Source organism: Mucilaginibacter sp. P2_A5 (assembly GCF_056404995.1).
Genome location: NZ_JBFUCY010000006.1, coordinates 166312 through 182261 on the forward strand (window position 1 = coordinate 166312; position 15950 = coordinate 182261).

The window sequence follows — 15950 nt, forward strand, 5'->3', positions numbered from 1 at the left end:
TAACAATAACCGGGGCATTACTTTACATCAGGGAAGTACCTTTGCCAAATGAGTTTGATCAGCAAAAATGACATGATAAAAGCAACCGGCACCGCCAGGGTTCCCGCTTTGGCAGCGCTTTTAATGAGGCTGATAAAAATAGATGCCTTTAACAACATGATGCAACAGGCAGGTACGTTAACGGGTGTTGAGTTTACCGGTTTTGTGCTCGATTTTTTGGGTATTACCATCCGGGTTGATGAAGAGGACCTGGCCAATATACCTGCATCAGGTGCATTTATCGCGGTTGCCAACCACCCTTACGGCGCCGTAGAATCATTGGCGCTGCTTAATTTATTGGTGTCGCGCAGGCCCGATACCTTGTTTATGGGTAACTTCCTGCTTAAACGGGTGCCCAACCTGGCCGATTATATTATAGCGGTTAATCCATTCGAAAAAATTAGAGACAGTTCAAGCATCAGCGGACTAAAAAACACGTTGGGCCAGCTACGCAATGGCACCCCTGTTGCCATTTTCCCGGCAGGCGAAGTTTCGGCATTTGATTTTAAAACGCAACGCGTTACAGACAGGGAATGGCATCCTGTTGTTGGAAAACTTATTGCCAAAGCGGGAGCCCCGGTGCTGCCCATATATTTCCATGGTGACAATGGCTTAGGCTTCAGCTTGCTGCGTTACATCCACCCTTCGCTCCAAACCGCCATGTTACCCGCCGAACTTTTTAATAAAAAAGGAATGGTGTTGCGCGTGCGCATAGGTAAACCCATATCGCCCTGCAATTTTCAGACACAGCAAAAAAACGAGGAACTATTGCCGATACTAAGGGCCAAAACTTATGGGCTAAAAGAGGAGGCTGCATAATGTCATCTTCTCAAATAACCAATTTCGCCCCTTCGCGGTTATCACTTTAATCCATCAATAGAGTTATTTATGATGATACCGATAGAATAGATAATTTATGGTGTATTTCTGGATTAAACAGCTTTTTTAATTATTATATTTAGCTGTTTCACCAAAATCTTACACACTAAGTATGCGGACAAGAACTATACTTTTTTTATTTATTTCCGTTATCTGCTGTGCCTGTAATCAAATAGATCAAAAGGATTTATCGGGTCAGTGGCTTATTAATAAAGCATTTTTTAAGGGTGCCCCCATTAAAATAAACAGCAAAAGCTTTCGGGTGGCTTTCGTTCCTGTTGGATACGAAGCCAATTATAATTTGAATTTTAACGTCAAAGATTCTACCGTTAGTTTCCCCGGAATACTTACCGAGGATATTCCCTGCAAATGGGTGATTGATGATAATAAACTGACGATCAACTTTGATGCGGCAACATTTAACAACGATGCCTTGTTCCCGATTGATAGTCTCAAACAAGAGTCTTTGCTAAAACACGATTCTGTCTTAATAAAAACATATGCTTTCAAACGCGACTCTATTTTAAAAAAGAAAAATATCGATTCGCTACTTGAGCCGATAAAAATTTATACCGGAACCTATAATATTGAGAAAATACGGGGAGGCCTGATCCTTACTTCGGCAACTACAAAATTCGAATTATATAATCTTGACTATATAACCAAACAACAAATAGATGGGATGTTTAAAGGATTGTGAGTGATACTGTCGTTAGATAGCCGGGATTAAACAAATTTAGATATCATCCCTTAATTTTAATTATTTATTGATAAATGGTTTATGAGTTATTGAAGCTTTGCTGGTAGCTTGTTGTATTTTATATAAACGGGTAGCCATTTCAAAACGCCCTTTATAGCTTCGCTTTAAACCTTCTTTTAAAAGTTCTAATTCGGCCTGATCAAATGATTGCTTCGCTTTTTCCATGACTTAAGGCATTAAATATCTTTATCAAATTTAAGGAAAATACCAGTGAAATATTTAACACAGGCATTTAAGAAGTTAAAGTAATTGTAATGCTGCTCAAGGTGATAAAAATATGCTATCTGAATATTAAACTCGTTTCATTTCAGTAAATTTGTATTAAATGCAAAAAGTTTATTACGCAAATACTTGAAATAAATGTACCGGATAATAAAACCCGTCTTGTTAAGCAATTTTTAAAGGAACTTGGAGTGACTGTTAAAGTAAAAAAACAATCCGGTACTCCAAATGCGGATACTATTGCTGCTATGGCGGAACTCAAAGCCGGAAAAGGACGGAAATATAAAAGTGTAGATGAATTGTTCGGCAGTATCTGATCAAGGAAAATGTTTGAAATAGTTACTTCCACAAAATTCTTAAAAGATCTGAAACTGCTTAAAAAACGATCTGTTAAAGATTTACAGTTATTGCAACAGGTTATTACTACGCTTGCTGAAAAAGGGCACAGCGGACTATCAAAAAAACACAATGCCCATAAACTCAGCGGCGACTATAGGTTATTGGGAATGCCACGTGAAACCAGATCTGCTGCTTATTTGGGACGAAAATGAACAAATAATGCTTCTTGAACTGGTGCGCACCGGCACACATTCCGATCTTTTTTAACCGTAGCCTACTTAACCTTCTTCACCCCCTCGCTTGTCATCACCACTCTTTTTATTGTACCGTCTTTATTGTAATACAAATAATCGATACACACCGAGCGATGGAAGCTGCCGGCATCGGGTACCAGGGCGCCGTTATGATATATAAAATAATCCTTGCCTTTAAAGTTGATGATAGCCTGGTGGTTGGTGTTGGAGTTACCGGCAATTTCGTTGATGATGCCTTTATAAACCCAGGGGCCATTGATATTGCGGCTCATGGCGTAGGCTATCTTCTCCGGAAACTCGTAGGCATACGAAAGGTAATACCAGCCATTACGTTGATGGATCCACGGCGCTTCGGTATAATGCGGCAGGGTGATGGTTTTAATTTCACCCTCCAGTTCGGTCATGTTGGGTTTTAGTTTGGCGTAATAGCAAATGCCGTTACCCCAAAACAGGTAAGCCTGTCCATCTTTATCAATAATAACCGAGGGGTCAATATCGTCCCAGGAGTGTTTAACGGTTTTGGTCATATCGTTGGTAACCAGGGCCGTTCCGCGGGCGTCTTTAAAGGGGCCGGTTGGGCTGTCACTTACACCTACACCAATGGCTTTGCCGTGTATAGTGGCATGCTCAACCGCTACATACCAGTAAAACTTGCCATTGCGCTCAATCACCTGCGATGCCCAGGCATCATCCCGCGCCCAGGTAAAATCTTTCACGTTCATCGGCGATGGATGCTCCGTCCAGGTAACCATATCTGGTGACGAGAAGCACGTCCAGTTATGCATTACGTAGCCGTTATGGTTGGTTGGGGCCTCGTCGTGCCCGGTATACAGGTATACTTTGCCTTTGTATACCATCGCAGCGGGATCGGCCGTAAACTCGTGGCGGATGATTGGGTTGCCATCGGCATGGATAATCGTATCTGATTTTACGGTTTGGGCTTGTGCCGAAGCAAGGCAGCATAATGTTAATGATAATGCCAGCAGGTATTTTGATGTCTTCATAATGTGTTACATGAAGCGTCATTGCGAGGCACGAAGCAATCCCCGATATGCTAAGTCTCACATAGTTCGGGATTGCTTCGTACCTCGCAATGACGGTAGTTTAGAACATTCGTTTAACTATATTCGTTACACGTCATAACGTTTTTTTTCAGGTTTTACCTGGTAGATACTCGCAATGACGCTACTTCTTATTTAGCGTTTTTTACTATTCCCCCATCACCGGCCATCCATCAATCCATTTCAACTTTTTTAATTGCAATTTGGATATGCCCCTGTCTGCCGCGTCGTAGCCATGGTATATGATATAGTCGTCGCCATCAAAGTGCGCAACGCCGTTATGGCCTACGCCATACCAGTTACTATCGCCTTGTAATAAAATGCTGCCGCCGCCTTTGTTCATGGCCAGGCCGGTTTTATCAAGGTAAGGGCCTTTTAACGTTTTTGAACGGCCGATGATCATTTTATAAGTGCTTTTTGGCCCCTTGCAGCAATAATCTATCGATGCAAAAAGGTAAAAATATTTATCGTGTCTGTAAATAAAAGGGCCCTCAATGGCGTTACCGCCGGCATCAACCGGGTTGCCGTCCACAGCGGGCAGGTTTTCGCTAACTGATTTTCTGCGCGTTGCAATGGTTGGGATATTATCTATATTTTCGGCAACGCTTAACCTGTCGTTATTAAGCTTTACCAATTTCAGTCCATCCCAAAACGAGCCGAATACCAGGTAAGGCGTGCCATCTTTATCCGTAATTAAATTAGGATCGATAGCATTCCAGTTGGTCTTCCCGGGGATGGATTGGACCACCTTACCATGATCAACCCATTTATAGGCAGGATCATTGGGATGTAAAGTGGTATTAGTAGCCACGCCAATGGCCGACGTATTTTTTCCAAATGCCGATACCGAATAAAACAGGTAATACAGGCCATTGTAATACGAAATATCCGGTGCCCATATGTGCCCTTTAAACCCGGGGACGGCATCAACCGCCCATTGTGGCGCACTTGCAAACACGGGCTGCTCCCGTTTCCAATGCACCTTATCTGCCGACGACCACATACCAATACCCATGCCGGTGCAAAATATGTAATACGCGCTATCCTGCTTCATGATCACCGGATCATGCACCGATATATCGGTTTTTAACTCCTGCGCATGGGTGATAATGCAGGAGGTTATTAAAAGGATGGCTATGGTTAGTTTTTTCAAAATAATGTTTGTTAACCCCACAAATACATTATGTCATTGCGAGGAGGAACTACGCGGCAATCGCGAACTTTGCCTAATGGACCTGCATAGTTCGCGATTGCTTCGTACCTTATAATGACATAATCATCATAACCGGTTTTACTTATTCTTCAACCTAATTATCTTAAACGTATTTGGCTCCACGTTAACATTTACCGCTTTACCGTTCACAGCCATGGTACTTTGCACCGGACTTATTGCTGTTGGGTTATCCAACGAGTTTTCGTCGCTGCCTTTTTCGCTGTGCAGTGTTATCACGGTAGCTTTTTTCTGGTAGTTTCCGCCGTTTATTTTAAAGCTTACATTTTGGGCAGTAGCGGCAGTGTTCACAAATTTGATGATCAGCTCATTGGTGTTTTTATCCAAACTGGCGGTAGCATAACAGCCATCCTGCCCGGCAACAGATTCATTGCCCAGCATCAGGGGCACTACATCGGTACCTTTATTTAGCGAGAACAATTGTTGTACATAGTAGTTTGGCGTACCGTAGCTTTTCAGGTTATCAAACCAGATCAGGTCGGGTGTCCATTGCCAGCCATCAACATGGGCAAAAAGCGGGGCGTATGAGGCCATGCTCACTACATCGGCGTTACGCTCCAGGCCGGTCATAAAGGCTGCTTCGGCCAGGGCGCATTCCCAGGTATTTTTGTTTAGGGGGCTGCCGGTTTGTACACTTTGCGCGGCATATTCGCCGGCAAATATTTTTGGCCCTTTGCGGTCGTAGTTATCATAACGGCGGGCATTATCCCTGAACCATTTTGGCGACGCATAATAATGCTCGTCCAATATATCCGCACCCAGGCTGCGGAAAGTTTTATTCAGCAAATCAAACTCTGGTCCTTTAGGGAAAGGGCCTAAGGCCGATACAATTTTCACATCGGGATATTTTTCTTTAATGGCTTTGGTAAATATTTTCCACCTGTCAATATACTGCGGGCCCCATTGCTCATTACCCACACCAATCAATTTCAAATTAAAGGGGGCGGGGTGACCAAGATCGGTACGCAGCTTGCCCCATTGGGTAGTTGCATCCCCGTTGGCAAATTCAATTAAATCAAGCGCATCCTGCAAATAAGGATCAAGCTGATCCAAGGGAACCATTTCGGATGTGTTAAACTCACAGGCCATGCCGCAGTTCAGGATAGGCAGCGGCGATGCGCCAATGTCTTCGGCTGTCATGAAATATTCCATAAAGCCAAGACCAAAAGTCTGGTAATAATCAGGCGCCGGGCGATGCGCAAATTCGGTGTTCCAGCGGTTAATAATGTTGGTACGTTTATCAATATCACCAATACTTTTTTTCCATTGGTAACGGGTACTCAGCTCGCGGCCTTCTACAATACATCCGCCGGGGAAACGCAGGAAGCCTGGTTTAATATCGGCCAGTTTTTGAACCAGGTCGGCGCGTAAGCCTCCCGGCCTGTTTTTCCAGGTATGCTCGGGGAACAACGAAATCATGTCCAGGTCGATAACGCCTTTGCCTGTTAGCCAAACATAAACCTTAGCTTTTTTTGCTGTGGCCGACGCGGTGAATTTTACGCTGTAACGGTTCCAGGCCTTATCGGGTGCATTCAGTTCGGCTTTGCCTATGATGGCATCGTTATCGCCATGCAATTCTATATTGAGCTTTACATTGTTGTCGCCATCTTGTTTGGCCATAACCGAAAAGCTGTAGGTTTCGCCTTCTTTAATGCCGGTGCCACCGCGGAAACCTTCATTTTCCAAACCAAAAGATCCTGTTTCTGATGTTACGTAAGCTTTTATAAAGTGCGGGTTTTCCGGCCTTTCTGTAGCGCGGTTAATTACTTCTACCCGGCCGTCGCCGCCGTCTTTTTTATGTTCTTCCCAGGCCATCATCGGCATGTTAAACTCAAACGAACGGTTCTTTATTAATTCGGCATAAACACCGCCATCGGCGCCCTGGTTAATATCTTCAAAAAAGATACCGTACATGGTTTTTTGTATGGGTGTTTTAATTTTATCGGCCTGTATGGTATAAACCCGGGGCGTTTGCGCCTGTGCCGATAAAAGCATGCCTGCACCGCAAAAAGTAAAAAAAGCTTTCCTGATCATTGTTGGTTTGTATTGGTACGCTAAAACTACAAAAAAATATTAATAAGTGTAATTTTCACAATCATTATTTTAAAAAAGAAAAAAGTATCATTTCGAATTGTAAAATCCGCGATTCTGACGGAGGAAATGACATTCAAAAATAAAAGACTGTCATCCTGAGGAACGAAGGATCTCCTATTCGCGAACTTTTCTATCGGTTATGCCCGGCTGACAGATCCTTCGTTCCTGCCATTGACACATTTGTAACTAACTGACTATCAATTGCAAAAAAAAAGTGTCATTTGCAATGCAATTGTTTGTGCGCAAATAAAGGTTACTCAGGATGACAGGAAAATTGGTAAACGAGTTATAAGTGAGAATGACTATGTCCTACAACTTGTTACTACCTACCTCTTCTTCCCCCAAACAGCCGTACCTGTATTATCCAGTCCCGTAAATATCAGGGTTGATGCAACTTTGTTTTCCCAGTCGCGTTCGCGTTCAACTTTTAATTTGTAGGTGGCGCCCGTAGCGTATTTTAGGGTGATGTATGGCGATGCATAAGTCCAGGTATCGGTGGCGCTGCCATCTATGGTACCGGCTGCATCCAGTTTAAAGGTGGTAGCTACCTGGAAATCGGGATTGGTTTGCTCGGTGCCGTAACCCGGAACAATGTGGTAACCTAAAGTTATCTTTTCATAGGTACCTGCAATATCGGCATTGGCAATAGCTGTTTGGGCAACATTGGCATAACGCTCCGGCGATACCACCGGCCAGCCATCAGGTGTCCATGATATTTTGCGAACATGAAGGTCCATGAAATAGGAGTTAACGCCCGGCCGGCCCTGGTGCGCCATAAAATATTGCCCGCTGCCATTATCAAATACGGCACAATGCCCCGTTCCCTGCCAGCCGCCGTGGCCGTTAAACTGATATGGCGCCAAAATCATTGGCCCATGATCAACATTGGTATTGATATCCTGCCCGTTATAATCATAAAACGGACCGGTTGGGCTATCGCCCCTGCCTACCCTTACATTGTATTTGGTTTGCAGCCAATCATAGGAGATGAAAAGGAAGTATTTTTTTAAATCGGCATTGTAAATTACCTCGGCGCCTTCGATATTGCCGTTGTATTTGCCGCCTGTAAAACCACGGTTGGCAATACGTTTGCCCTTATCGCCTGCCGACGCTGCCAAACCCGTTGAGGCGTTAAGCTTTAGTATATAGATACCATCCCACGCCGAACCGTAATACATATACTGTTCTCCCGCGGTTGTAGTTACCACCGTTGGATCGATAGCGTTGGTTTGAATGGATGCGTCATTGGCCGATGTTACCACTACGCCCTTTTCGGTCCATGGCCCCTCAGGCGATGTGGCGGTCGCCATGCCGATAACGCTTAACCGTGCTACGGCCGATGACAAGGAATAATACAGCCGGTATTCTGATCCTACCTTCATTACATAGGGTGCCCATAGCGAGTTAAACGGCGTACCGCCCTTGCCAGTGATATATGCCGAGCCCTGCCCTGGCAATGTTGAAAACACCCAGCCCACAAACTCCCACTGCACCAAATCCTTAGACCGGCGGATTTGCAGGCCCGAACGAACATCGATCCCAAAACCAACATCGGTACTGTAGCAATAATAGTAATCGCCAAATTTTTTGATGGATGGATCGTGTACATTGTATACTGTCCATTTTGGATAATAAGTAAAAGCCGAGATATCGGCATAAGTATCCGTTATGGAATTGATATCAAAGGCAACCGGCGTTACCGGTGTTGTAGTTGTATCCGTTTTGGTTGGCGTAGGCGTGTCCTTTTTTGAGCAGGATAACATTACTGTTGCCAGGCCTGTTATCGCCAATAGGTATTTTGCTTTCTTCATCATGCTATTTCCCGGTTTTGTTATTGTTTAATGTTCAGTTCAAATAGTGTTACGCTTAAAGGCTCGGTGCTGAGCGACTCGCCGGCATTTTTAACTGCCAATGACACAATGCCGATAGTTGGTTTAGCACCCGGTACGTTGATGGCTTTTAAGTCGCTGCCTGCTATAGTCCATTTTTGCCCATCGGCACCAATGCTTATATTTTTATATCTTATTTGTAGTGTTTGTGTTTGCCTTGTAGGGTTAACAACCGCGATGGTTATTTTTTTTCCATCGTTAGTTAGCGCGGCCATTACATCTAATGGATAAGTGCTGCTACCAGATGATATAGCCGGCCTGTCGGCACCGGTAGTACCGGCAACCTGTGGCTGATTGGCGTTGCCGCTTACCATCACAGGTATACTGCCAAAATGATCGGTATATAGTTTTATCGTGAGACCATTGGGCTGCATAGCGCTTGCAGTCGCGTTGTAAAGCAAACCCAGCGGCGCGCTTGTCGATGTATAGGCCGACATTTTGATAATATCGGTGTGCCTGGCTATCTCATTAAAACCTTCGGCAGTTGCCAGCGCGTCTTCCAGTCCCCAGCCATCTTTCATACGCCATTCGTCCATTGCCATCAGGATATTCCTGCTTTTTACCTCGGGAATAGTTTTTATGTATTGCTCAAAAGCTTCAGCAGCGCCTTTGATGCGGTTGGGCAGGCGCCTGATGCGCTGTGGCAGCGAATCGTTTACATGATCAAACCGCTGCGTTTTTTCGTTGTAGGCCGAATCGGATATGGGGTATAAATGTTCGGCTATAAAATTCATGTACCTGGCATCGTGGGCCAGCAAATTGCCCGACCAATCCTGCTCCGAGCCGTAGCTATATGGCACATGTGCAATTTCGGGGTGGCTAACATATACCGATGTAGCGCCCATTTCAAAGGGCGATGCACCGGATGCCACCAGGATAATGGATGGGTCCTGTTTTTTCATTTCACGGGCAAAAATCTCGTGTTTTATCGCATAGTATTTTATAGGCATGTGGCCCAGCTGCCACTCGCCATACATCTCGTTACCTATACCCCACCATTTTACATTATAGGATTGCGGATGCCCGTTTTGAGCTCTCAGTTTACCCATCGGCGTTGATGCAGATCCATTAACATATTGTACCCATTGAGCAGCTGAATATGCCTCGCCAAAACCGGCATTCACGCCTATGTAGGGTACCACATTCAGTAACTTGCAAAGGGTCATATACTCATCTGTACCCACATCGTTTGATTCCATGGCGCCCCAGGCGTAATCATATTTGGGGGCTCGTTTGTCCCTATCGCCGATGCCATTTCGCCAATCATAGCCAGATGAAGCATTACCGCCCCAGCGGATGATGCCCAAATTCATCTCCTTTAAATCCCGTAAAATATCGGCCCTGAAACCTTGTACATTATCGGCAGGCATTAAAGAAACCGCGCCGATATTAAAAAAACCATTGCCTTTTGCCGATACCTGAAAAGTAGCTTTGCCCGTAGTTGCCCTAAACTTAAAGGAGTATTTATGAAACCCACTGGCTATCACCGGAAGGGCGATGTTCAGGTTACCTAAGTTATCATCAGCAACAATATCAATATTTATTATTGTGCCTTTTTTGGCTTTAACAATTACATAACCGGCATAAGCCTTATTTTTTAAAAAGGTGAGCCCGCCCTGCCGGATACCGTGCGCTGCTTTAGCATCCATAACAACTTTAACCGAATGCTCGCCGGTGTAGGCGTTCGTGCTATCCATTTTTACAAATGCATCGGGGCCAAGCGGCTTCCACCGGCCTAAATAATTACGAGAGTTGCCGGGTGTTAATTTTTCGTTGGAGTTTACCGGGTAAAAGAATTTCCTGTCGCCCAGCATTTCGGCCCATAGGCCGCCTTCAAAATAATTAAACAGTAATTCAATAAACTGCCCGTATACCAGTTTTGATATTACCTGTCCTTTTTGGCCTGCATCAATGGTAACATCAACAACGGCTTCCTTTTGATTTACCAACTGCGCTTTGGCCTGTTGTTGTAACAGGAGGCATAGGCAAACCATGTAGCAAAGTTTTTTTATCACCGCAAAAATTTTGTTTGGAGTTAAATAAGCTGCACCGTTTATAAAAAACGGCACAGCTGTAACCTGATCTCAATTCTTTATTTTTTTGCAGGGGCGCAAAACAAGTGCCCCTGCAAAACTCTTAATCTTGCTTAATAAGTAGCGTTTTGTTTAAAACCAGGATTGTTGTCAATTTCTGATTGCGGGATAGGATAATATTCCCTGCCGGCCTGGTATGTATTAAACTCGGCATCGCGCGATTTTAATAAAGCGAGCTTGGCAGGATCCTGCAGCCATCCCCAGCGGCGGATATCATCAAAACGGTGACCTTCCAAACAAAACTCCAACAACCTTTCATGTGCAAGCTGATCGCGCATCTGGGCCTGGTTCATGCCTGGTTTGGTAGTTGCCAAATTGGGCAGTTTAGCCCTGGTGCGTACCATCTGGATGTACGGATAAGCCTGTGCTGTTTGGCCGGTCTCGTTCAGGCACTCGGCATACATCAGCAGCACATCGGCGTAGCGCATAATCCTTTCGTTAATGCCCGAACGCCAGTCAAATTCATCGGCACGGGTATCACCGTTTTCATATTTGCGGCAAAATATGTCGTTCAAATCGGCAGGGTTATTCTTGTACCTGTCAAAAAACGATTGGCCATATAAGGTCTCGCCGGGCTTGTTGTAATAAATGGTGGCATCAACCCTTGGATCAACGTTGCCATCTACCGTTTTTTCGATCAGGTATTCGTTCAATGCCGAAAACGTTGGCTGCACGTCGGTCCACCCAAAACTACGCGGTGCAAATGTAATGGCCCTTGCCGATGTACGGCCCCAGGTTGATACCGGCGCACCGCCCCAGCCAAGGTCTGTACCCCCGGCATCGCGCGAAAACTGCACTTCAAATATCGATTCTGAATTATTTTCGTTCGCTTCGGTAAAGTTGTCCTTATAGTTTGCAACAAGGCTATACACGTTTGCGTCGATAATTGCTTTAAACTGCGTAGCGGCACCGGCAAAATCTTTGTTAAACAATAAAGCTTTGCCCAGGTATGCCATAGCTGCACCTTTGGTGGCGCGGCCAATTTGCCCTGCATCGGGGCCGTTGGTTGATGTGTAGGATGCCGGCAGTAAAGCAGCAGCCGCGGTAAAATCATCTTCTACCTGTTTCCATCCTTCGGCCTCGGTTGATTGTTTTACAAAATAATCGGCCGAGGTTTTTACGTAATGGGTGGGCAACGATACCTTGCCAAAAAAGTTAACCAGGTGAAAAAAGTATAATCCCCTCAAAAAATGGGCCTGGCCAAGTATGCGGCTTTTTAAGCCGGCATCCATTGTAATGTTGGGCACATTATCCAGCACCTGGTTGGCACGGGCAACGCCTTCGTAATAAGCGCCATATGCCCATCCGTAGCCTGCGCCATCAGCGGTGCCTAACGCAAAACGGCCAATATTATAAAATGCTGTCCATGGGCTGTTACTGCGTACGTCATCGCCCCTGATATCCAGCATAGCCGGTGTAAAACGCATATAAGTACCATCAATAATTAAACTGCCATAAGCGGCATTTAGACCCGCGATTGCATCGGCCTGCGTTTTCCAGAATGACGCTGCAGTTTGCTGATTTGGGTTTACCTGGTCTAACTTCTTAGTACAGGCGCTAAGGCATACTACAGCTGCGAATGCCCATATAAAATATTTTGTGTTTGTTTTCATGACTCTGTTTTTAATAAATTTTACAATCCTACCTGTACACCTAACATAACCGTTCTTGGATTTGGAAACGATCCATAATCATAGCCACGGCTAAATAAGCCATCGCTTATAAAATCAGGGTCGTAGCCACGGTATTTAGAAATGATCAATAAATTCTGACCAGACAGGTACACTCTTAAGCTGCTGAAAACATGTGTTTTATTTAAAATATTTTTAGGTATGGTATAGCCTAACTGGGCGTTTTGTAATTTGATATAGCTACCGCTTTCCACAAAACGATCAGAGAAACGCGAGTTGCCGTTAGGATCGCCAATGATTGGTCTTGGTATGTTGGTATTGGTATTAGTGGGCGTCCAGAAATTCAGTTCGGCAGTTGATGAGTTTCCGTACTGACCAACCATTAGATCATGATATACACCGTTGAATACTTTATTACCAGAGCTACCTTGCAGGAAAAATGATGCATCAAAGTTCCCATATGACGCACCCACATTCAGGCCATAATAAACTTTGGGTATAACAGATCCGAGGTATACCCTGTCAGCATCTGTTATAGCGTGGTCGCCGTTAACATCTTTAAATTTAACATCACCGGGCGCTGCCAATGTTTGGGTAGCGTGGCTGGTAATATCGGCCTGGCTTTGGAAAATGCCTTCGGTAACAAAGCCATACAGTTCGCCCACTTCGCGGCCAACTTCTGTTTTACTGCCCGCGCCGTATATAGGGTTGTTGGTACCGCCCAATTTCAACACTTTGTTTTTAAGCGTGCTGACATCGGCTTTAATATTTAACTGTAGTTTACCAATATTTTCGTGATAGTTCACCGTAAACTCAACGCCCTTGTTTTGTGTAGATGCCGCATTGGTTACTACTGAATTAGGAACCGAACCCACCGATAAAGGCAAAGGAATACTGGCTAAAATATCAGTTGCTTTTTTATAAAAATACTCCGCTGTAAATGTAAGCTTCTCTTGAAAAACACCTAAGTCAATAGCAGCGTTGGCTGTAGTTGTTGCTTCCCATTTAACATTTGGATCGGCCACTGCAATAACAGCCGCTCCTGGGGCCAATGTATTACCAAAAACATAGCTGGCATTGCCGTTTACATAACCTGTATTAAGGTAGTTACCAAAATTTTGATTCCCTAATGAGCCGTAACCGCTCCTTAGTTTTAAACTACTGATAAATGATGGCAGATGGAAAGCCTTTTCGTTACCCACATTCCATGCTACGGCAACCGAAGGAAAATTACCATAATGATGAGCGGACCCAAACCGAGATGAGCCATCCCGCCTGAAGTTTACAGTTAACAGGTAGCGGCTATCATAATTATAGTTTAACCTGCCAAAGTACGATAGTAAGGTACTGGCATCTTTATAACCAGCTAAACCTTTTGAGGTTGGATCGGCAATGGAACCGAAGGTGAAAAATTGAAGGCTGCCCGCTGCCGAAGCAGTACCGGTAACAAACTGGTTATGATCTTCCTGGTATGATGTACCCGCTAAAACATCCAGCTTGTGTTTGCCTGCGGTTAACTGGTACGATAAGGTATTTTCAACCAGGCCGGTATGTGCGTTACCGTTTTGGTCATTAAGGTAATATTTGGTATTCAGGTAGTAAAAACCAAGGTCGTATGATGGCTCGTAGTGAAAATTCTCATAATCGGTACGGTCGTAGCTTACGTTAACCTTGTATTTAAGGTTTTTTACCAGCTCCAATTCGCCCCAAAAATTGCCAAACATTCTGTTACGGTTGCTATAATCGGTTACCAGGTTATTCATACCTATAACGTTAAGGGTAATAGCCCTTTGGGTTACATTATCGCTGCCGCCGTAGCCGCCCAGCCTGTTAGGGTCATAAACCGGCATGGTAGGTATAGCAGTTAACATGCTGGTAAGGCCGCCGCCAAATACCGCGTGCGAACTTGTAATAGCCGGGTTATTTTTGTGCGATTGGGTATAGGCCGTTTTACCGCCAAAGCTAAATATGCCTTTTTTACCCTGGAAATTGCCTGTAAAGTTATAGCGTTTGTAGCTTTGCGGACCCGATAATGTACTGGTGTTATCAAAATAACCAAGGCCAACGTTGTAGCTTACCGCATCGCTCCCGCCGGATAAGCTCAGGTTATGATCCTGTATTTTGCCGGTTTTAAACATCTCCTTTTGCCAGTCGGTATTGGTTTTACTAATGAATGCTGCATTTGAAGGGTCATTTGCCGGGGCTATGGTTAAGCCGGCATTTAGCTCGGCTGCCGTGGTTATTTTTTGATAACCTACCCTATCGGTAACATCCATCCGTTTGGCAATATTTTGCAGGCCGTAATAACCGTTATAATTGACTTTTAAAGGGCCGGCTTTCCCTTTTTTAGACGTGATGATAATAACACCTGTTGCGGCGCGCGAACCATAAATTGCAGCCGCGGATGCATCTTTTAATACCTGTATGGTTTCTATATTATCGGTTGGGAAATCAAACGGGGCATCAACGGGTACGCCGTCAATAACAAACAGCGGGCTGTTGTTACCAAATGTAGATATACCCCTGATTTTGATTTGTACAAAACCACCCGGCTCGCCAGATCCCTGTACACTTACACCGGCTGCCTGGCCCTGTAATAACTTGGCTACATCATACGATGCTGTTTTTTTGGCATTGTCAACATTTACCACCGATACCGAACCTGTAAGGTCTTTCTTTTTTACAGATCCGTACCCAACAACAATAACCTCGTTCAATGAATTTGACGATGCTTTAAGCTGAACATTAAGCGACGAGCCGCCGTTTAATGGCACTTCCTGCGTGGTATATCCCACAAACGAAAATACCAATACCACATTACTGGCGCTGGCATCAGGTATATTGAGTACATACCTACCCTGAACATCAGTTTGCGAACCCGCGTCTGTTCCTTTTACTTTGATGCTTACACCGGGCATAGGCAGGCCAGCCTCGTCGGTAACTTTCCCGGTTACGGTAAGTACCGATACTGTGGCGCCTTTTTCTGACAGTATCACCAGGTTATTTTCGCTTAACTTGTAAACCAGGTTGGTTTTGGCAAGCAGGGCGGCCATAGTCTCGTCTAACGACGCATTGGCAACGTTAAGGCTGGCGGGTAATTCATTTTTTGCCAGTATATCGTCATTATACAAAAAGCGGTAGTCAGATTTTTTTTCGATCTCCTTGAACGCCTTTTTTAAGGTAACATTCTGGAAATTAACATTGATAACTGTCTGGCCATATCCTTTTGCAAAAACCTGAAATGACGATATAATCACCAGGGCAAGGATAAATTTAAACATAAGAAATATCTTCAAAAATTGGTTTAACCGCACTTGGTTAATGCGGGGTACATTTTTTTTCATAATTTAGCATTAAGGTTGTTTTAACTATTTGGTTTTCAAAAGGGCTGGTAGTTAACTTTTACCGTATTAGCGGGGGAATGGTGGAACATTCTTCCGCTTTTTGGTTTTCAGTTT

10 protein-coding genes and 1 pseudogene are annotated in these 15950 nt (G+C 44.4%); 3 read left to right on the plus strand and 8 right to left on the minus strand.

Annotated elements, in window-relative coordinates:
* Positions 1-48: 48 nt before the first annotated feature.
* Positions 49-858 carry a lysophospholipid acyltransferase family protein gene (locus AC1DXF_RS07335; RefSeq protein ID WP_477447635.1) on the plus strand — a complete coding sequence of 270 codons (810 nt, stop codon included), beginning with the start codon at positions 49-51 and terminating at the stop codon, positions 856-858.
* 361 nt (positions 859-1219) lie between these two features.
* Positions 1220-1618, plus strand: a complete 399-nt coding sequence (locus AC1DXF_RS07340) for a hypothetical protein (RefSeq protein WP_477447637.1) — start codon at positions 1220-1222, stop codon at positions 1616-1618.
* 60 nt (positions 1619-1678) lie between these two features.
* Here the strand turns inward: AC1DXF_RS07340 and AC1DXF_RS07345 are convergent, their stop codons facing one another.
* On the minus strand, positions 1679-1843 hold the full coding sequence (locus AC1DXF_RS07345) for a hypothetical protein (protein ID WP_477447639.1): 165 nt from the start codon (positions 1841-1843) through the stop codon (positions 1679-1681).
* A 383-nt stretch (positions 1844-2226) separates the two neighbouring features.
* Between AC1DXF_RS07345 and AC1DXF_RS07350 the strand changes: the two are divergent.
* Positions 2227-2506 (plus strand): annotated as a pseudogene (locus tag AC1DXF_RS07350) (type II toxin-antitoxin system YafQ family toxin).
* 7 nt (positions 2507-2513) lie between these two features.
* On the opposite strand, the gene AC1DXF_RS07355 reads toward AC1DXF_RS07350, so the two are convergent.
* From AC1DXF_RS07355 to AC1DXF_RS07385, 7 genes are all read right to left on the minus strand, one after another.
* Positions 2514-3497: a glycoside hydrolase family 43 protein gene (locus AC1DXF_RS07355; RefSeq protein ID WP_477447641.1), complete on the minus strand. Its 984-nt coding sequence runs from the start codon at positions 3495-3497 to the stop codon at positions 2514-2516.
* 205 nt (positions 3498-3702) lie between these two features.
* Positions 3703-4707 carry a family 43 glycosylhydrolase gene (locus AC1DXF_RS07360; RefSeq protein WP_477447643.1) on the minus strand — a complete coding sequence of 335 codons (1005 nt, stop codon included), beginning with the start codon at positions 4705-4707 and terminating at the stop codon, positions 3703-3705.
* Between the two features lie 138 nt (positions 4708-4845).
* On the minus strand, positions 4846-6819 hold the full coding sequence (locus tag AC1DXF_RS07365; RefSeq protein WP_477447645.1) for an alpha-L-arabinofuranosidase C-terminal domain-containing protein: 1974 nt from the start codon (positions 6817-6819) through the stop codon (positions 4846-4848).
* 386 nt (positions 6820-7205) lie between these two features.
* Positions 7206-8693, minus strand: coding sequence for a family 43 glycosylhydrolase (locus tag AC1DXF_RS07370; protein ID WP_477447647.1), 1488 nt, complete (start codon positions 8691-8693; stop codon positions 7206-7208).
* Between the two features lie 17 nt (positions 8694-8710).
* Positions 8711-10762 carry a hypothetical protein gene (locus AC1DXF_RS07375; protein WP_477447649.1) on the minus strand — a complete coding sequence of 684 codons (2052 nt, stop codon included), beginning with the start codon at positions 10760-10762 and terminating at the stop codon, positions 8711-8713.
* A 152-nt stretch (positions 10763-10914) separates the two neighbouring features.
* Positions 10915-12474 carry a RagB/SusD family nutrient uptake outer membrane protein gene (locus AC1DXF_RS07380; RefSeq protein WP_477447651.1) on the minus strand — a complete coding sequence of 520 codons (1560 nt, stop codon included), beginning with the start codon at positions 12472-12474 and terminating at the stop codon, positions 10915-10917.
* Positions 12475-12494: 20 nt separating this feature from the next.
* Entirely contained in the window at positions 12495-15773 is a 3279-nt protein-coding gene (locus AC1DXF_RS07385) for a TonB-dependent receptor (RefSeq protein WP_477447653.1), read from the minus strand.
* Between the last annotated feature and the right edge of the window lie 177 nt (positions 15774-15950).

Excerpts from the sequence above, each read along its gene's own strand:
- AC1DXF_RS07335 (WP_477447635.1), top strand. The coding sequence starts at position 49 with ATGAGTTTGATCAGCAAAAATGACATGATAAAAGCAACCGGCACCGCC.
- AC1DXF_RS07345 (WP_477447639.1), bottom strand. The coding sequence starts at position 1,843 with ATGGAAAAAGCGAAGCAATCATTTGATCAGGCCGAATTAGAACTTTTA.
- AC1DXF_RS07355 (WP_477447641.1), bottom strand. The coding sequence starts at position 3,497 with ATGAAGACATCAAAATACCTGCTGGCATTATCATTAACATTATGCTGC.
- AC1DXF_RS07365 (WP_477447645.1), bottom strand. The coding sequence starts at position 6,819 with ATGATCAGGAAAGCTTTTTTTACTTTTTGCGGTGCAGGCATGCTTTTA.
- AC1DXF_RS07370 (WP_477447647.1), bottom strand. The coding sequence starts at position 8,693 with ATGATGAAGAAAGCAAAATACCTATTGGCGATAACAGGCCTGGCAACA.
- AC1DXF_RS07375 (WP_477447649.1), bottom strand. The coding sequence starts at position 10,762 with ATGGTTTGCCTATGCCTCCTGTTACAACAACAGGCCAAAGCGCAGTTG.
- AC1DXF_RS07380 (WP_477447651.1), bottom strand. The coding sequence starts at position 12,474 with ATGAAAACAAACACAAAATATTTTATATGGGCATTCGCAGCTGTAGTA.
- AC1DXF_RS07385 (WP_477447653.1), bottom strand. The coding sequence starts at position 15,773 with ATGTTTAAATTTATCCTTGCCCTGGTGATTATATCGTCATTTCAGGTT.